The organism is Rudanella lutea DSM 19387, assembly GCF_000383955.1.
In the GTDB taxonomy this organism is placed as follows: Bacteria; Bacteroidota; Bacteroidia; order Cytophagales; family Spirosomataceae; genus Rudanella; species Rudanella lutea.
The window spans coordinates 240,043-256,392 of record NZ_KB913013.1 but is presented as its reverse complement, the minus strand read 5'-3'; the positions used below and the strand labels follow the sequence as shown (position 1 = coordinate 256,392).

Below are 16,350 nucleotides of genomic sequence, written 5' to 3'. Positions count from 1 at the left end.
TATGATTACTGTCCGTCATATTTCAACCCCTGCCGACCTTGACCAGGCTTTTGCCATTCGTCGGGAGGTATTTGTGGAAGAACAAAATGTACCAACCGAAGAAGAGTATGATGAGTTTGAGACGATAAGCCGCCATTTTCTGGCCAGCTACCAGACTCCGGAAGGGACATTGCTCCCCTGCGGAACCGCCCGTTGGCGCCGTACGGGTAAAGGCATCAAACTCGAGCGTTTCGCCGTTCGTAAAGCGTTTCGCGGAAAAGGCGTTGGCAAGGCCCTTGTCAAAGCTGTGCTGGACGATGTGTTTGGCCTGCAACCCGAGCCCATCGAGTCGATTTACCTGCACGCTCAGGTAACCGCCATGCCGCTTTATGCGGGTTTCGGGTTCAAACCCGTTGGACCAATGTTTGAGGAATGTAATATCCAACATTACCGAATGGTACTCCCCAGCTCTGCGTATTCGCACGAATGAAAAGCGCTCCGTTTCTCCGGTACGCGCTGGCACTGATAGCCGGCATTCTGTGGTACAATTTTTTTCCTGACGCCCACTATTTCGCTATAGCAACCGGATTAGTGGGCGTTTTTTTATACGCGGGTGGCTGGTGGTGGCAAGCCCGGCAGCAGCCTGGTTACCGAAGTATGCTACTCTCGGCCGGCGCGTTGATGCTTGTGATGGTGCTGGGTTGGTTCGTTACCCAACGGCACACGCCCCGCACCAACGCAAACAATCTCGTTCACCTGGCCGATACGCTCCGGGCCTACGAGGGCGTGGTGGACAATCTGCCCGAAGAACGTGCCAAAACCTACCGGGTGGAGTTGTCGGTTCGGCGCGGGCGTACCGACAACACAGGCTGGCAACCGTTGAACGGCCGGGTCATTGTGTACCTTGACAAAACAGACACGCCCCTGCCCCGCTACGGCGAGGTCTGGCTGGTATCGGGCGCACCCCGCCCCATTGATCCGCCCCTCAACCCCGCCGAATTTGATTATAAGACGTACCTCAGCCACAAGGGAATTTACCACCAACAGTACCTTCGCCCTTATCAGCGGCAGCTTCTGGGCTATGCACCAGGCAACCCGATTACGCAACTGGCTACGCGGGTAAACCAGTTTGCTGATAGCGTATTTACGGCCCAAATCGGCTCCAAAACAGAGTACGGCATTGTAAACGCCATGATTCTGGGGGTTCGTGATGACATTGACCCCGACTTATACAAATCATATGCAGCCGCCGGAGCCGTACACGTACTGTCGGTGTCGGGCCTGCATGTAGGTATTCTGTTTGGCCTGATGGTGTATGTACTCGGCTTTTTGCGCAAGAGTCGCCGGGCCAAACTGGTGCTGGGTATCGTGCAGCTGCTGGTGTTGTGGTTTTACGCCCTGGTAACGGGTATGTCGCCCGCAGTGCTCCGGTCGGCGGGTATGTTTTCGGTGCTCATTGTTGCCAATGCCACCGGACGGCAGGCATACATGCCTAATGTACTCGGAGCCTCCGCATTTTTTATTCTTCTGTTCGACCCATACGCTCTGTTTTCCGCAGGGTTTCAATTGTCGTACGTTGCCGTGGCAGGTATCGGAGCCTGGCAAAAGCCGGTTTACGAACTGTTTACCATAAAAAATAGGTTTCTGGATCATATCTGGGAGCTGACGTCTGTGGCGCTGGTGGCGCAGATGGCTACGTTTCCACTGGGGGTGTATTACTTTCATCAGTTCCCAACGTATTTTCTGCTGGCCAACCCCATTGTAATGGATCTGGTAGCGTGTTTGTTACCGTTGGCCATGTTTAGCCTGGCTGTTTGCTGGATTCCTTACCTCCGCGATCTGAGCAGCTACCTCCTCCAAAAACTAACGGGGTTGCTCAATCAGAGCGTTAGCCAAACGAGTCAGTTGCCAGGTGGCCTGTGGGATGGGCTTTGGCTCGACCCGTTCGAACTGATTGTACTCTACGCCCTGCTGATTGCCGGTATCTATGCCTGGCTGCACCGAAAACCACAGTTTGGTCTGACAGCTACCGGGCTCGCTCTCCTGCTGATGAGTCTGTTACTGAACGACGAACTGAACCGGCGCCATCAGCAACGATTAGCGGTTCACTTTTTACCCCACAAAACGGCAGTCAGCCTCACGTCAGGCGGGGAGTCGATATTACTGACCGACCTCGACGTTCAAAACGACCCGCGCTCGTTTGATTTTTACCTTAAAAACACCTTCGGCCAATGGGGTGTACGTAAGCTAAGCGTGACCAATCCGAAGCCGGATAGCACGGCAACGGGGATACCACCCGGCTTTCAGGCTACCAACGATTACGCCCTCTGGGTTTGGCAGGGCAAAACCATTTTGCTCGTCAATCGGCTGCGGGGACGGTCGTACTGGCAATTGCCGGCCGTGGTCGATTACGCCATCATTCGCCGGAATGCCGTACAGCAGTGGTCTGATCTGGATGGGCGGGTAGTGGCTCGTCAGCTCATTTTCGACGACTCCAACAAAACGCCCCTCACCGACCGGTTACTGGCCGAAGCCCGCCCCCGCAACATCCGCTGCTACTCCGTACGGCAACAGGGTGCTTACGTGACCGAATGGTAAACCGACCGGTTGGCCCCAACACTCAATTTTTTGGGCATTTGCCCCGGTTTAGCGGTTAAGTACGAAACACCGCATGACGCTCTGGCCCATGCGTACTCAACTCAACGCTATGAAACTGTTATTTTCGTTACTCTTTCTGGGCTTTTTGCACGGGCCACCCGCTCAGGCACAGGCCAACGCGCCGGCCGACGCCTTACTTGGGCGCTGGTACGTCCCCTCCCGGCAGTCGACGGTCGAATTTTTCAAAAAAGACAATCGGTACTTTGCCCGAATCAGCGAGCTGGGTGGCGGCTGGGAAAAAAACTATGCGCACACCAAAGGCAAAATTCTGCTCACGAACCTACAATTTACCGGCGACGAATGGGCCGGTGGCGAAGTGATTCACCCAGCTTCGGGCCTGCGCTTCGATGCCGCCCTGACGCTCAAAAACCCGAATACCATTCGGGCTATTGCTTACAAAGGGGCTCGTTTTCTGCACCGGGAGTTTATCATGGTTCGGCAAGCTCCGCCATCCGAAAGCCTGACAGGCAAATAGCCTGACTGTATAGTGCACCCAACATGAGCACAGTGTGACAGCTGTGCTCATGTTTTATTCATACCCATCGATAGACCGATCTGAAAAGAGTCTATTAAAAAGTCTCTCCGCCAATTTTCGTTACTCCAGATGACCCTCAACCGGAGCAAGGTCGGAGCGGGTAGTCTGAAGTTCACGCAAACTTATGTTCTCGTAGACGCTTAGGTTGGCATCGCGCACCTGTACCATAATGGGCCGGATTGTGCAGGTTTCTTCATCTTCACAATCGTCGCAGCGGACATAAAAATTTTTAGAAACACAGGGCGTCGGGGCAATCGGCCCGTCGATGATGCGTAAAACCTGGGCCAGATTGATCCGCTCGGGCTCCAGCCGTAACATATACCCTCCCCCCTTTCCTTTCTGACTTTGCAATAATCCATGGTTTCGCAAGTCCAGTAAAATAGATTCCAGAAACCGCTTCGGAATATTCTCCTGTTCCGATAACCAACTGATCATCACCGGACCACGGCCATATTGTTCGGCCAGTTTCCGCAGGGCCTTGAAGGCATATTTCGCTCGTTTTGATATCATAACGCAAAAAAAATTATGGGTGAATGTTTGGAAGCAAGCGCAAAGTAACACTTAATTTGCAAAACCTACTAAATCAATAGATTATAAGTACTAAAAGTCTATCTAACACCGGGAGTATTGGTGCTAAACGATTTGGGAAGGTCAAAACAGACGCAATAGCACACGCAACTAACACCGCATATGACACTCGAACTCGTGGATGAATGGGGCGACATCAGCTCAACAACGGTTAAAGATCGTCGACCAGTTGAACGCGTACAGCCTCTACGCACCGGGGACAAAGCCCCTTTCTTTTCGATTGCTAACCGGGCCGGGTACTGGACAACCCCCGTGCTCCCGTCGACTCCGGCCGAACATATTCTGACGCTGCCCCACCTGCTCGAAGCCGGCACACTGGTAGTTGGGTTTTACTGCCCTTGCTGGGGCCGTTACGCCGAGCCGTTTCTGGACACGCTCATCCGGCTTGCCGAAGCTGTGCATGCCCACGGAGCGCAGTTGGTTGTGTTTTCAAACGAGCATCCACGCTACATGCCCAACAAAGCACAGGAAGCGCCCATGACCATTGTGTTCGACGCTGATAAGTCGGTGGCGCAGCAGTTTGGGGTTTACTCCGAAGCCGACCCTATCTGGGACCGTATTTCGGGCATCTCCGAAGAAGTGTACATCCCGGCCCTGTACGTTGTTGATGCGGGCCGTCAGATCCGGTACCAGTTTCTCGACGAGAATTTTGAGTCGCTCACCCATCAGGCCCAACCGGTAATTGAGGCCATAACGCATACTATCGTCTCATGATCACTACAGCTTCATCGTCGCCCCGCTGGCAAACCGTGTTTCAGGTGGTCGGTTTCGACCGGGTTAGCTTCGTGAGCGATGTGATGGCGGCCCTTCCTGAGGAAAGTCATTATCACATTGCGGGGGTGTCGTTTGAAGCAGATGGCATCCGGGCTACGGGTCGGCTGACCATTCAAACCAGTAACGAGCAGGCACTTACCCAAATCGACAATCGACTTCGGGTGGTGCGGGGGCTGGTCAGTGTCAGTCAGACCACCCACCAAATCCAATAATCGAATACAACCACTAGAGAAAAACACATGAAATCAGGTTTAGCCTCTCTTTTAGTTCTACTTATCCTATTGAGTCAATCCAATAGTTTTGGCCAGAATGCCCCTGTCATAAACGCAACGGTGACCGGCAAAGTCGTTGACAGCCGCACCGGCAAACACCTGATTGGGGCCACGGTATTGATCAAAGGCACCACCAACGGGTCAGCCACCAACCAAAACGGTCAGTTTACACTCATTACGGGTCAGAAGCCCCCCTTCACGGTGGTGGTTTCGTACGTAGGGTACCAAACCCAGGAGTTGATTCTGAACGAAGATACTGGCGAGATTCAATTGACACAGGCCGATAATCAGCTTGCCGACGTGACCATCACCTCACGCCGACGCCAGGAGTCGTCGCAGGAAGTACCCATTCCGATTTCGGTGGTACGGGGGGCTTTGGTCGAAGATGCCGGGGCGTTTAACGTAAACCGACTGAAAGAACTGGTCCCATCGGTTCAACTCTACTCATCAAACCCGCGCAATACTACCCTGAACATCCGGGGCTTAGGCTCTACATTTGGGCTGACCAACGACGGAATTGATCCGGGTGTCGGGTTTTACGTCGATGGTGTGTACTACGCCCGGCCGGCCGTCACGGCCCTCGACTTTGTCGATGTGGAGCAAATTGAAGTATTGCGCGGACCACAGGGTACCCTGTTCGGCAAAAACACAACAGCCGGTGCGTTTAACATTACGACCCGGGCCGCCAGCTTTGTACCGGGTGCCACGTTTGAACTGAGCTATGGCAACTACAATTTTGTGCAGGCCAAAGCCTCGCTGACGGGTCCACTGGGCAAAAAACTGGCCGCTAGGGCCTCGTTTACCGGTACACAGCGGAACGGACTGCTCACCAACATTCGCACCAACCAGTCGGTCAATACGCTCAACAACCTTGGTTTCCGGGGGCAATTACTGTACACGCCCTCCGACAACGTAAAATTGACCCTCATCGGGGATTACACCGACCAGCAACCAAACGGCTATGCGCAGGTGGTAGCGGGCGTGGTTACCACCAAACGCCCGGCTTACCGGCAGTTTAACAACATCATTGCCGATCTGGGCTACAAGCTACCCAGCACCAACCCCTTCGACCGGATTATTGACCACGACACCCCCTCGAAAGCCGACAACCAGATGGGCGGTGTTTCGCTCAATGCCGATATTAAACTGGGCGGTGGTACCCTGACGGCCACCTCGGCCTGGCGGTACTGGATTTGGGGGCCACTCAACGACCGCGACTACATTGGTTTACCTGTGTTCTCGATTTCGGCGGCCAACTCAAAGCACGATCAATGGTCGCAGGAGATTCGGTACGCCGGCGCCCTGTCGAGCCGACTCAACGGGGTATTGGGTATATTTGCCCTGTATCAGGACCTGCAATCGGATCCCGTGCAAACCGAAGAGGCCGGGGCGGCTCAGTGGCGATTTGCCCAAAGCTCAACCAGCCCACTCTGGCGGACACCCGGTTTGTTCGACGGGTTTGGGATTCGGACAACGAACCGACTCCGCAGCACCAGCGCGGCCGTGTTTGGTCAACTCGACTGGGCCATCAACGACCGACTCCACGTATTGCCAGGTATTCGGTACAATTATGACAAGAAGATAGCCAACTACAAACGCGAAACTTACGGCGGCCTGCAAACCACCGACCCGGCCCTGCTCGCCCTCAAAAATGCGGTGTACACCAATCAGGCGTTTGATACCGATGTTGACGAAACAAACATCTCGGGGCAGGCCACAGTCCAGTACAAAGCCAGCCAGCGAATCAATGCTTTTGGCACGTACTCGCTTAGCTATAAGCCGGTGGGTATCAACATTGCGGGTTTACCCACCTCAGGAGGCCGCGTGCTGCTGGAGCTTGCCCGGGTGAAACCTGAGTTTGTGACCCACTATGAACTGGGCCTGAAAACCCGACCAACGCCCAACTCGGTACTGAACGTGGTATTGCACAACTCCGATATCAAAGACTACCAAACACAGGTACAAACCCCCGAGCCGGGCGTAAACCGCGGGTATCTGGCCAATGCCGAACGGGTACGGGTTTGGGGTGTGGAGGTGGATGGAAACCTGCGCCTGGGTAATACTCTGTCGGTGTACGGGTCTGTTGCTTACACCAATGGCAAGTATGTTTCGTTTAAAAACGCGCCTGTGCCGCTCGAAGAAACCGGCGGAGAAGCTGCTTTCAAGGATATATCGGGGGGCGACCTGCCGGGTATTTCGAAATGGGCGGGTTCGCTCGGGGGCGAGGTGAGTGGCAACGGGAAGTTTCTGGCGCAGGACGGCCGCTTCTTTTTTGCCCTCGACAACTACTACCGGTCAGGGTTCTCATCGAGCCCGTCGCCCTCCCAGTTCCTGAACATCGACGGGTACGCTCTGGTCAACGCGCGGGTAGGCTTTCGGGCTTCGAACGGCACATCGGTGTTTATCTGGAGCCGTAACCTACTGAATCAAAACTATTTCGAGCAACTCCTCCCCGCTCCCGGTAACGCCGGCCAGTACGGGGGTGTGCTGGGCGACCCGCGTACATACGGCGTTACGCTACGATACTCGTTTTAAATTGATCCGCCCATAAACAAGCAGCGCCGGCTTCTCAGAAGCCGGCGCTTGCCTATTATTTGTTACACCAAATCGCGCAATACCCTTACTGGTTAAGCGGGGAATCGTCGGGATTTGTCAGGCCGGTGGGGCTGGCAGCCCCGGTTTGGGGGCCAGCTCCCGTTTGTGGGTCGGGCGTGTGCAGCGACGGTGAATCATCGGCGCTATCATCGCCCCCTTCGTTGACCATACGAGTCAGGTTTTCCGTGGCTTCATTGCCCATCATAGTCCGATCGTCCGGAATCTGAAGCGGGCCGCCCGTACTGGCACCCGAGGTTGTCTGACGCCCATTCATCATGGCATCCTGATTGATATTTTCCATACGTTGTTGTTGCGTAAAGTTGGCACCGCCTGGAGCTACCCGACTATCGAATCCTCTAAAAGCGATGGAAGAAAGACACTACCCCCGACAAAATGCCTCCCAAAGGCGGTTGTACAGCATTCGGGCATAAGCACGGATATCAGCCGGGGTTCCGTTGATGGCAAACGGCACAAACATCCGGGCGGCATTGCGGAGCGGTTCCACCCGAATCAGTCGAGCTTCGGCAAGGCGGTTGCCCGACCGCGTAGCGAGTCCAGTGAGTCGTAAACCCGCTTCGGGTAACTCCACCTGATACGATTCGGTCCCGGTAGCCGTGGCCAATCTCCCGGTGAAAGCCTGTAGCTGGTATGCTTCGAACCACGACAAGGGCGGTAAACTCATGCGGGCATCCTGCCGCCGGGCCGATGCTCCTTTCGGACGGCACAAAAACTGAACCGACAGCGGTGGCCGGCCCTGACCCGGCCGGTGCAGCACCAACGTATCCAAGAGTTCGGCCGTTGTTTCTTCAGACGAGAGAAGAAGTTCGATATTCATACCTGTGCGTTCGTTGTTGAGTGTACGTTTATTCTGTTAACCGCCACTAACAACCTTTGTTCATAGAGTTAGTGTACGTAAATCATCTTACGGGTCATCCCTCCGTCGACAATAAAATTCTGACCCGTAACGAAATCATTCTGCGAATCGGTCAGGAACAAAACCATACGGGCAACATCGTCGGGAGTACCTACGCGACCGGCCGGATGCTGGGCATGGTCTTTCTTGCGCAACGTCTGAGACCCGTCCGACACGTCGATCCAGCCGGGGCTGATTGAGTTGACCCGCACGTTGGGGCCGAGCGAAATGGCTAGCGCGTGCGTCAGTGCCACCAGAGCACCCTTGGTAGCCGAGTAGGCAAAGGTATCCGGCTCCGACTGGAAGGCCCGCGTTGAGGCTATGTTGATGATGCTTCCCCGGTGTTTAGCCAGCTCGGCAGCGGCATATTTCGCCCCCAGAAACGCCCCGGTCAGGTTGGTTCCGAGCACGCGGTTCCAGTCGGCAAGTGTCACATCTTCAAGCGGTTTTTCGTCCATCACGCCCGCATTGTTCACCAGCACATCAATCCGCCCAAACCGTTCGAGGGTCTGGGCAATTCCGCGCTGCACATCGGTCTCCGCCGACACATCACACGGATACATCAGATACCGGTCGGCGTCGGCCTTAAGCTGTCGGGGAAGTTTGTCGAGTTCATCGGGGTTTACGTCCCAAATAGCTACCCGGTACTTGTTTTCCAGCAGGATGCGGGCTGTTGCCAGACCAATGCCGTGGGCAGCACCGGTCACAATCGCAACTTTTTCGGTCGATCGGGCCATTTTTAGTTTTTAGTTTGCAGTTTTCGGTCAGGGGCAGCTTACAGGCTTTGCTTTTGGGTGAAATTGCCCCGTTATGCCAACACCAACCCAAATTAGATGGTTAAGTAGGCAGCATCTTTATCCTACGGGAAGCCTTTCGATTCATGGTTTCAATTGCCTACGCTCCACTGTACAAACTTCCTCTTCCTACCGGCCCCCATGGCGAACCCCACCGCTTCCCCATGCTGAAATACGAGCTGATTCCGGAGCAGTTGCTGTACGAGGGAACCTGTACACCCGAACACTTTTTTGTGCCCGGCCCGGTTGACGACCGTTGGGTGCTGGGCGTACACACGCCTGCTTACGTTACCCAACTGAAAACCCTGACAGTGCCCCCCGCTATGGTTCGGCGGATTGGGTTTCCGCTCACGCCTGAATTGATCGAACGGGAGTGGATCATTACGCAGGGCACCATCGACTGTGCGTTGTGGGCGAAGCAACACGGGTGCGCCCTCAATGTAGCCGGTGGTACGCACCATGCCTTTCCGGACAAAGGCGAGGGGTTCTGCCTGCTCAACGATGTGGGCGTAGCCGCTCATTACCTGTTAGAAACCGGACAGGCTCGCCGGATTCTGGTTATCGACCTCGACGTACATCAGGGCAATGGAACAGCCGTGATGTTTGCGCATGAGGAGCGGGTGTTTACGTTCAGCATGCACGGCAAAGACAATTATCCGCTCAAGAAAGAACAGTCGGATCTGGACATTGCGTTGCCCACCGGCACCGGCGACGAGGTGTACCTGAACACCCTGTACGATGCCCTCCCCCGCCTGATTGACCAGCACCAACCCGATTTTCTGTTCTACGTGGCGGGTGTGGATATTATCGGCACCGACCGGCTCGGTAAACTCGCCGTGAGCCGCGAAGGATGCCGTCAGCGCGATGTATTTGTGTTCGACACGGCTATGGGCCGGGGACTACCGATTGTGGTCTCGATGGGGGGCGGCTATTCACCCCGCATCGCCGATATTGTGGAGGCCCACTGCAATACATTTCGGGTAGCCGTGGGGAAGTTTTCGTAACTTTGACCGACGCAAACCGGACGCCCGGTTCGGGGATCTGACCCCCAACTTGTTAGCCCCGACCGCAGCCATCCAGCGCCAACAGTTTTCACAAACAACGTCATCGTACTATGCCAACCTGGTTCCAAGGCACCATCAAATACCAGAAAGAAGAAATCGTAACCGACCGTCAGGGCGATCAGGTTCGGTTAAAAACCATCACGGAAGCCTACCTCGTCGATGCCGTTTCGTACACCGATGCCGAAGCGCGGCTCTATGGGGAGATTCCGGCCAATACACCTGATTTCCAGATTGCCCGCATCTCAAAAATGAAGCTCTCCGATGTGTTTCATATCGAAGACGGGGGCGACACCTGGTACAAGGCAAAAGTGATTTTCTCAACCGAAGACGACAAAGGCCGGGAGAAGAAAATCGTGAACAGTATGCTCATCAACGCCAACACAGTAAAGCAGGCCTACGAGCAACTCGAAGACAGCCTCAAAACGATTTTGATGCCCTACGAGATTACGGACATCAACCGGACGCCGTTGCTCGACATTTTCCCGTACAACGACGAAAACAAAATCCCGGCTAATTTGAAGCCCCTGCACGAGGCCGTCAGAACCGAAGAAGTTTAATCCCCAGCCCCGCCCTGTCGGGGCTTTTTTGTAGTCTATTTACATCGGCCGAAACCCGCTCGGCTACTCATGCGGCCGTCCGGTTGTTCAGGATACCGACTTCCCAACCGGCCGGGCCATTTGCCGGTCCAGATACTTCATAACCGGCGTTGCCAATGCACCGTGTATGCAAATCGACAAGAGCACAATCCAGCCAGTGAGTGCCCAAATGCGTTCGGGGTTGGCAAACGGAGCTTGCTGCAAGGCGTAGGCCACATAGAAAAACGACCCTATCCCCCGGATTCCAAAACTGGCTACCACCCAGCGTTCGAGGCCGTAGGCACCAGCTCGGTGCAGGGTAAGCCACCCGCCCAAGGGCCGAATAACAAACACCAGCAGCACGCCCATCAGCGCATCAATCCACTGCAAACTGTCGAGCAGCCCCAAAGCCAGCGACCCTCCGAACAGCAGGAGTAACAGGGCAATCAGAATCCGCTCGATCTGATCTGAAAAAGCGTGCATGTACTCGTGGTACTCGTGCGTACGTTCATAACTGCGAATGGTGATAGCCGCCACAAAAACAGCCAGAAAGCCGTATCCGTGAAGCATTTCGGTGATGCCGTAGCTGAACAAGGTCACGGCCAGGGCCACAAATCCGTAGGCCGACGTTTTGATGCTTATCCGCTGCGGTAGCCCAAAAATCAGGTACGACAACAGCCGACCCGACAGCCAGCCACCCAGCACACCCATGCCCACCCGATACAACAGATCGTTCCATACCCAGGTGGTTAGTGTCGTAGGCAAGGTGGCCGAGGTAGCCGTAGCCAATCCGATGGCCAGATACACGAACGGAAACGCCAGCCCGTCGTTCAGGCCGGCCTCGGCGGTGAGTGCAAACCGAACGGTATCCTCTTTGCCCTCATTAGGGTCACCAACCTGCACATCGCCCGCTAGTACCGGGTCAGTGGGCGCCAAAGCCGCCCCCAACAAAAGGGCCGTAGCCAATGGCCAGCCGCCCCACCACCAGTTGAGCCCAGCAAATACCAGAATGGTAACGGTCATGGTCAGCCAGACCAGACGAAGCGGTAGTTTCCAGGTTCGCCAGCGGAATCGCCGGTCAATTTTAAGACCAGTACCCATCAGCGCCACAATCACGCAGAGTTCGGTCAGGTGCGTAGCGAGTTCAGGATGGCTTGTGGGCCGGGGGTCGGGCAAGCCAAGCGGAAACTGATAAAATGCCCAGCCCCCAATGATAAACACAATAGGATACGAGAGCGGATAATGTTCCAGTACTGAGGGCAGCCAGGCTACCGCCAGAATAGCGACGCCGAACACCACCAGCACCAAAGTGTATGGTTCCATAACGTTGTAGTATGGCAATGCCGCTTGTTCGGGGAAACAAGCGGCATTGCGTGGGTCAATCGATCACCGTTTACCTACCTACCCGGTATCCCTTCGGTCCGGTCAGGTCGCGAAACGGTGTCCATGCGGCAGTGAATCGGATTACGGCAATTGCCTTTGTGGGTGAGTACGGCATACCCGTGGGTCACCTCCATCCGTAGGTATTCACAGCCTTCAATTGTCACCACCCGGTACGCAGGTGGGTTGCTTCGTTCTTCCTCAATTTGCCGGGCGTGGTTCTCGCCGTACTCCCGGCAGGCTATTGCGCTTAACACAAGCAACAGCCCTACCAAAGGCAGCGCTCCAAACGCGGGTTGTCTGTTTAATTGACTCATACAACGGCCGTTTTGTTTGGTTAATGGAGCGGGCGGCCCTTCACCATCCCTCCTTTGGCATCGTCGATCCCGTGATTAACGATAAACGCCTGACTGTCGATCTGTTCGATCTTGTCTTTCAGGCGAGTCAGCTCCAGACGAGTCACCACCACGTATAGGATATTCGTATCGTTGTGCCGCATACCCCGTTTTCCGTAGCCTTTTTCACCTTTCAGTACCGAAACACCCCGCCCCATTTGTTCGGTAATCATCTGTCGGATGGCCTCGTGTTGGTCCGAAATAATGATAACAGCGGTGTATTCTTCGATACCGTGGAGCAGGAAGTCGATTGTTTTCGACGCGGCCAGGTACGTCAGCATGGCGTACAGGGCGGTTTCGATATTGAGCAACAGGGCAGCTGCGCCAAATACGAGCACGTTGATCACCATAATCACGTCGCCCACCGTGAGCGGAGAGCGTCGGCTAATCCAGATGGCCAACACCTCGGTACCGTCGAGGACGCCCCCACCCCGAATGGCCAGCCCAATGCCCGCACCCAGAAAAAAACCACCAAAAACCGATATTAGCAGCTTATCGGACGTAACGAGCGGATAAGGCACCACCACCAGACAGATGGCCAGCAGCCCAATGGCAATAATAGTTCGAATAGCGAACCCAAGAGAAATCTGCCGGTAGCCCATCCAGATGAAGGGAAGGTTCACCAGCACCACCAACAGGGCCAGTTCTACCCCGGTTGTCACTTCAAGCAGCAGGGCAATTCCCATAGCGCCCCCATCCAGAAAGTCGTTTGGAAGCAGAAACCCTTTGAGCCCCATACCCGCGCAGAGAACGCCGGCACACAGAAAACCCAGATCCTTAAGCAGGCGGAGCCGGGCTTGAGTCGTTGTTTCGATTACGGTTGATGTCATTGTGGACAGTTATAGCTGTTGTGTTCATGTTACACTCGATAGCGTTTGAGGGTCAACAATAAAGCGGGCAACAACACCAGGTTTGTCAGACAAGCCATTAATACCGTTGTAGCAACCAGCACGCCCAAAGCAGCCGTACCACCAAAACTTGAAGCGGCAAACACGGCGAAACCGACGGCCAGAATCAACGCTGTATAAATGAGGCTGATGCCTGTTTCACTAATGGCTGCGCTAATAGCCGCCGGGGGCTCCAGCCCAAGCTGTAACTGCCGCCGGTAGCTCGTCAGGAAGTACACCGTTCCGTCGGAAGCCAACCCAAACGCTATACTAAAAATCAAAATCGTAGATGGTTTGAACGGAATCCCCGCATAGCCCATAATACCGGCCGTCACGACCAGAGGAATCAGGCAGGGTAATTTCGATAAGAGAATAATCGGAACAGACCGGAACAACACCATCCCAACCAGTGCGATCAGAATAATGGCAATCAGCAGGCTCTCGTACAGATTACCCAGCAGGTAGTCATTGCTCTGCAAAAAAACCAGACTGTGGCCCGTCAGGCTCACTTTATAGCCCGTACCGGCAAACACCGAATCGAGCCGGGGGCGCAGGCTACTCAGCACTTCCTGCATCCGGATAGACCCGACATCGGCCATTTGATAACTCACCCGCGTGATTTGCCGCGACGAATCCAGAAACGACTGAGCCAGCGACGAGGTAGCCGAGGCTTTCCCCGTCAGCGGGGCATCGCCGACCATCTTTTTCAGTTCCATAGCCGGAGGCAACACATAGTATTTGGGGTTGCCGCCCCGGTAAGTCTGGTACCCGAACCGGATCGCATCGACCAATGAGCGGGGTTTCGAAAATTCAGGGTAATCGTCCATCACCCGTTCCAGAGCCCGCACTTTGTACAAGGCCCGGCCCGCTTCGGCAAACACCCCGTTGGGCTCACCGGTGTCGATCATCACCTCCAGTGGCAAAGCCCCTTTAAACTGCTGTTCGATAAAGCGCAGGTCGGTGTAGACCGGGTCGTTTTTGGGTAAGTCGTCGACAACGTATCCCTCCACCCGAATCAAAAACATCCCCAGTGAACTGAGTACCGTGATAACCGTAACGAGTCCATATACCAGCCCCCGCCGATTATGCACCCAGTAGTCGACCCGGTTGAGCACCCCACGCCAACGGCCACCTTGCAAGGTTTGCAGCTGACCCGCTTTCGGTACGGGCAGGTAACTGAGCAGAATAGGCACCATGAGCAGGCATACCACGTACACGGCCATCACACAGATAGCCGCCACCACGCCAAACTCCATGAGCAACCGGCTATTGGTGAAGTAAAATACCCCGAACCCGATCGCCGTAGTCACATTGGCCAGTAAAGACGACAAGCCAATCTGCCGGATCATGACTTCCAGAGCCCGCTGCTTATCACTGTGTTCGGCCAGTTCCTCGTGGTATTTGTTAATCAGAAATACGCAGTTCGGCACGCCAATCACAATGAGCAGGGGCGGAATCAGGCCTGTGAGCAAGGTAATTTCATACCCCAGCAACGACAGTGTACCTATGGCCACACATACCCCGATAGCCACCACAGTCATCGACAGCCAGACCACCCGGCCCGACCGGAACAGCAACCAGACCATCAGGCCCGTAAAGACGGCCGCCAGCCCCATAAAGAGTTTCATCTCACCCGACACCTTCTTCATGACTTCGGTCCGAATGGAAGGAAGCCCCGAATAGTGCAGCTCGATGTTATTTTTCTCGGCAAAGGCCTTGCCGTATTCCCGGATGGTCTGCACCAGCTCGATTCGGGCGCGTGAGTTTAGCTTCTGCTCATCAAACGTGATGGCCATCAATGTGGCTTTCGTAGCCGGGTTAATCAGCAGCCCCTCGTAAAAAGGAAGGCTCAGTACCTGCGTTTTCAGACTATCGACTTCGGCTTGTGTCTGCGGCATTCGGGTTACCACCGGCCGGATTCCCCAGGTGCTATCATTGCGCTGCAGGTTAAACATCCGGGCCGAGGACAGCACCTGCCGCACGCCCTGTAGTTTTCCAACCTGCTCGGTCATCTGGTACCAGCCCTGATAGACCGGCAGGTCAAACCAGCGGTCACTTTGCCAGCCAATGACCATCAGGGTGCCATCGGCCCCAAAACGCTCCTTGAAGCGTTCGTACTGATACTGAGTCGAATCAGACAAAGGCAGCACCCGCGCAATTTGATACGACAATTGGAGCCGGGTGCCGAAATAGGCCATTACCCCGGTCAGGACTACCAGAAAACCGAGCCAAACCAGCCGGTACGAAAGAATAGTGCGGGCTATCGCAGACCACATAAACAAACCAGAAAGATAAAGTAAAACACAGGCCCGCCCGGCGGTAGCACCAGCCTCGGCAGGCGATTAAAACGAAGAGAGCGCCTTTCAGGCTGGTGGCTGATTCACACCTGAACCTCCACGCCAAAAACAGGCTATCTTGAGCCAGTCTTTGTCGGTAGGTAGCTACGTGTGCGAACAGAAAACCCGTTGGCAACCCCAAACCCAGAAGACGCTATGGGGCATTGATGGCGATTTGATGCTCGAAGATAAACCGCATGGCCGCCCGGTATCCATAATTCGGCCGGGGCGCATAGGCCCAGTAGAGCAACCGGATAGCGAACGAGACAAAACCAGATGGGGCTGGTAGGGCCAACGGCTCCATCGTACCGGCATATCCCCGAACCGGGAAAACCGGTTGCCCCAGATGCAAGGTGAAGTAGGCGCCGAAATGCTTAAACTCGTCGTCGGGCGAGTCGGGGGCGCAAGCAATGGTAGGCGGCTGAAACGGGCGGGGCTTCACTGACGCGGATTCACCGGCCCACAGCATCGGGTACAAGGTCATGCTCAGACCCAATACCCAACCCATAACCAGTGTTCCAAACCAACGATGGCCCATAAAGTCTTGTCAAAACGGTTCCAGCCAGTAGCAAACGGGACGCGGGGCAGCGCTCCGAACGATATAG

The 16,350-nt window shown here is 55.0% G+C and carries 17 protein-coding genes; 8 read left to right on the top strand and 9 right to left on the bottom strand.

What is annotated here, in order from left to right:
* The first annotated feature begins 1 nt into the window (after nucleotide 1).
* The 3 genes from RUDLU_RS0101255 to RUDLU_RS0101245 all read left to right on the top strand — a co-directional run bounded on the left by RUDLU_RS0101255 (nucleotide 2) and on the right by RUDLU_RS0101245 (nucleotide 3,112).
* Nucleotides 2-469 carry a GNAT family N-acetyltransferase gene (locus RUDLU_RS0101255; RefSeq protein ID WP_044129738.1) on the top strand — a complete coding sequence of 156 codons (468 nt, stop codon included), beginning with the start codon at nucleotides 2-4 and terminating at the stop codon, nucleotides 467-469.
* Nucleotides 466-2,577, top strand: a complete 2,112-nt coding sequence (locus tag RUDLU_RS0101250) for a ComEC/Rec2 family competence protein (protein ID WP_019986521.1) — start codon at nucleotides 466-468, stop codon at nucleotides 2,575-2,577. Before RUDLU_RS0101255 ends, RUDLU_RS0101250 begins: the two co-directional genes overlap by 4 nt.
* 109 nt (nucleotides 2,578-2,686) lie before the next feature.
* Entirely contained in the window at nucleotides 2,687-3,112 is a 426-nt protein-coding gene (locus RUDLU_RS0101245; protein ID WP_169578019.1) for a DUF2147 domain-containing protein, read from the top strand.
* 120 nt (nucleotides 3,113-3,232) lie between these two features.
* On the opposite strand, the gene RUDLU_RS0101240 is transcribed toward RUDLU_RS0101245, so the two are convergent.
* On the bottom strand, nucleotides 3,233-3,682 hold the full coding sequence (locus tag RUDLU_RS0101240; protein ID WP_019986519.1) for an RrF2 family transcriptional regulator: 450 nt from the start codon (nucleotides 3,680-3,682) through the stop codon (nucleotides 3,233-3,235).
* A gap of 180 nt (nucleotides 3,683-3,862) precedes the next feature.
* Here RUDLU_RS0101240 and RUDLU_RS0101235 point away from each other — a divergent pair, with 180 nt between their 5' ends.
* Genes RUDLU_RS0101235 through RUDLU_RS0101225 form a run of 3 tightly spaced genes read left to right on the top strand, consistent with a single transcriptional unit; the run spans nucleotide 3,863 to nucleotide 7,341 of the window.
* Nucleotides 3,863-4,474, top strand: a complete 612-nt coding sequence (locus RUDLU_RS0101235; RefSeq protein WP_019986518.1) for a redoxin domain-containing protein — start codon at nucleotides 3,863-3,865, stop codon at nucleotides 4,472-4,474.
* Nucleotides 4,471-4,746, top strand: coding sequence for an ACT domain-containing protein (locus RUDLU_RS0101230; RefSeq protein WP_019986517.1), 276 nt, complete (start codon nucleotides 4,471-4,473; stop codon nucleotides 4,744-4,746). The genes RUDLU_RS0101235 and RUDLU_RS0101230 overlap by 4 nt, the downstream gene beginning before the upstream one ends.
* A 27-nt stretch (nucleotides 4,747-4,773) precedes the next feature.
* Nucleotides 4,774-7,341 carry a TonB-dependent receptor gene (locus RUDLU_RS0101225; protein ID WP_027302650.1) on the top strand — a complete coding sequence of 856 codons (2,568 nt, stop codon included), beginning with the start codon at nucleotides 4,774-4,776 and terminating at the stop codon, nucleotides 7,339-7,341.
* 85 nt (nucleotides 7,342-7,426) lie between these two features.
* On the opposite strand, the gene RUDLU_RS26755 is transcribed toward RUDLU_RS0101225, so the two are convergent.
* The 3 genes from RUDLU_RS26755 to RUDLU_RS0101210 form a co-directional block, all read right to left on the bottom strand.
* On the bottom strand, nucleotides 7,427-7,702 hold the full coding sequence (locus tag RUDLU_RS26755; RefSeq protein ID WP_019986515.1) for a hypothetical protein: 276 nt from the start codon (nucleotides 7,700-7,702) through the stop codon (nucleotides 7,427-7,429).
* Nucleotides 7,703-7,780: 78 nt separating this feature from the next.
* Nucleotides 7,781-8,236: a hypothetical protein gene (locus tag RUDLU_RS0101215; RefSeq protein WP_019986514.1), complete on the bottom strand. Its 456-nt coding sequence runs from the start codon at nucleotides 8,234-8,236 to the stop codon at nucleotides 7,781-7,783.
* Nucleotides 8,237-8,304: 68 nt separating this feature from the next.
* Nucleotides 8,305-9,051, bottom strand: a complete 747-nt coding sequence (locus tag RUDLU_RS0101210) for an SDR family oxidoreductase (protein ID WP_019986513.1) — start codon at nucleotides 9,049-9,051, stop codon at nucleotides 8,305-8,307.
* 143 nt (nucleotides 9,052-9,194) lie between these two features.
* On the opposite strand from RUDLU_RS0101210, the gene RUDLU_RS0101205 reads away from it, so the two are divergent.
* Complete coding sequence (locus RUDLU_RS0101205; protein WP_027302649.1) at nucleotides 9,195-10,112, top strand: histone deacetylase family protein; 918 nt, start codon at nucleotides 9,195-9,197, stop codon at nucleotides 10,110-10,112.
* 110 nt (nucleotides 10,113-10,222) lie between these two features.
* Nucleotides 10,223-10,729: a DUF4494 domain-containing protein gene (locus tag RUDLU_RS0101200; protein ID WP_019986511.1), complete on the top strand. Its 507-nt coding sequence runs from the start codon at nucleotides 10,223-10,225 to the stop codon at nucleotides 10,727-10,729.
* Between the two features lie 87 nt (nucleotides 10,730-10,816).
* Here the strand turns inward: RUDLU_RS0101200 and RUDLU_RS0101195 are convergent, their stop codons facing one another.
* The 5 genes from RUDLU_RS0101195 to RUDLU_RS0101175 all read right to left on the bottom strand — a co-directional run bounded on the left by RUDLU_RS0101195 (nucleotide 10,817) and on the right by RUDLU_RS0101175 (nucleotide 16,283).
* A complete protein-coding gene (locus RUDLU_RS0101195) occupies nucleotides 10,817-12,070 on the bottom strand; it encodes a cation:proton antiporter (RefSeq protein ID WP_019986510.1) in 1,254 nt (417 codons plus the stop codon).
* A gap of 74 nt (nucleotides 12,071-12,144) precedes the next feature.
* Nucleotides 12,145-12,444, bottom strand: a complete 300-nt coding sequence (locus RUDLU_RS29555; protein WP_044129269.1) for a hypothetical protein — start codon at nucleotides 12,442-12,444, stop codon at nucleotides 12,145-12,147.
* A 20-nt stretch (nucleotides 12,445-12,464) separates the two neighbouring features.
* Nucleotides 12,465-13,352 carry a YitT family protein gene (locus RUDLU_RS0101185; protein WP_019986509.1) on the bottom strand — a complete coding sequence of 296 codons (888 nt, stop codon included), beginning with the start codon at nucleotides 13,350-13,352 and terminating at the stop codon, nucleotides 12,465-12,467.
* Nucleotides 13,353-13,381: 29 nt separating this feature from the next.
* Nucleotides 13,382-15,685: an efflux RND transporter permease subunit gene (locus RUDLU_RS0101180; protein ID WP_019986508.1), complete on the bottom strand. Its 2,304-nt coding sequence runs from the start codon at nucleotides 15,683-15,685 to the stop codon at nucleotides 13,382-13,384.
* Nucleotides 15,686-15,899: 214 nt separating this feature from the next.
* Nucleotides 15,900-16,283, bottom strand: a complete 384-nt coding sequence (locus tag RUDLU_RS0101175) for a hypothetical protein (RefSeq protein ID WP_019986507.1) — start codon at nucleotides 16,281-16,283, stop codon at nucleotides 15,900-15,902.
* Between the last annotated feature and the right edge of the window lie 67 nt (nucleotides 16,284-16,350).

Coding starts and splice junctions, on each gene's coding strand:
- RUDLU_RS0101255 (WP_044129738.1), top strand. CDS start 2: ATGATTACTGTCCGTCATATTTCAACCCCTGCCGACCTTGACCAGGCT.
- RUDLU_RS0101250 (WP_019986521.1), top strand. CDS start 466: ATGAAAAGCGCTCCGTTTCTCCGGTACGCGCTGGCACTGATAGCCGGC.
- RUDLU_RS0101245 (WP_169578019.1), top strand. CDS start 2,687: ATGAAACTGTTATTTTCGTTACTCTTTCTGGGCTTTTTGCACGGGCCA.
- RUDLU_RS0101240 (WP_019986519.1), bottom strand. CDS start 3,682: ATGATATCAAAACGAGCGAAATATGCCTTCAAGGCCCTGCGGAAACTG.
- RUDLU_RS0101235 (WP_019986518.1), top strand. CDS start 3,863: ATGACACTCGAACTCGTGGATGAATGGGGCGACATCAGCTCAACAACG.
- RUDLU_RS0101230 (WP_019986517.1), top strand. CDS start 4,471: ATGATCACTACAGCTTCATCGTCGCCCCGCTGGCAAACCGTGTTTCAG.
- RUDLU_RS0101225 (WP_027302650.1), top strand. CDS start 4,774: ATGAAATCAGGTTTAGCCTCTCTTTTAGTTCTACTTATCCTATTGAGT.
- RUDLU_RS26755 (WP_019986515.1), bottom strand. CDS start 7,702: ATGGAAAATATCAATCAGGATGCCATGATGAATGGGCGTCAGACAACC.
- RUDLU_RS0101215 (WP_019986514.1), bottom strand. CDS start 8,236: ATGAATATCGAACTTCTTCTCTCGTCTGAAGAAACAACGGCCGAACTC.
- RUDLU_RS0101210 (WP_019986513.1), bottom strand. CDS start 9,051: ATGGCCCGATCGACCGAAAAAGTTGCGATTGTGACCGGTGCTGCCCAC.
- RUDLU_RS0101205 (WP_027302649.1), top strand. CDS start 9,195: ATGGTTTCAATTGCCTACGCTCCACTGTACAAACTTCCTCTTCCTACC.
- RUDLU_RS0101200 (WP_019986511.1), top strand. CDS start 10,223: ATGCCAACCTGGTTCCAAGGCACCATCAAATACCAGAAAGAAGAAATC.
- RUDLU_RS0101195 (WP_019986510.1), bottom strand. CDS start 12,070: ATGGAACCATACACTTTGGTGCTGGTGGTGTTCGGCGTCGCTATTCTG.
- RUDLU_RS29555 (WP_044129269.1), bottom strand. CDS start 12,444: ATGAGTCAATTAAACAGACAACCCGCGTTTGGAGCGCTGCCTTTGGTA.
- RUDLU_RS0101185 (WP_019986509.1), bottom strand. CDS start 13,352: ATGACATCAACCGTAATCGAAACAACGACTCAAGCCCGGCTCCGCCTG.
- RUDLU_RS0101180 (WP_019986508.1), bottom strand. CDS start 15,685: ATGTGGTCTGCGATAGCCCGCACTATTCTTTCGTACCGGCTGGTTTGG.
- RUDLU_RS0101175 (WP_019986507.1), bottom strand. CDS start 16,283: ATGGGCCATCGTTGGTTTGGAACACTGGTTATGGGTTGGGTATTGGGT.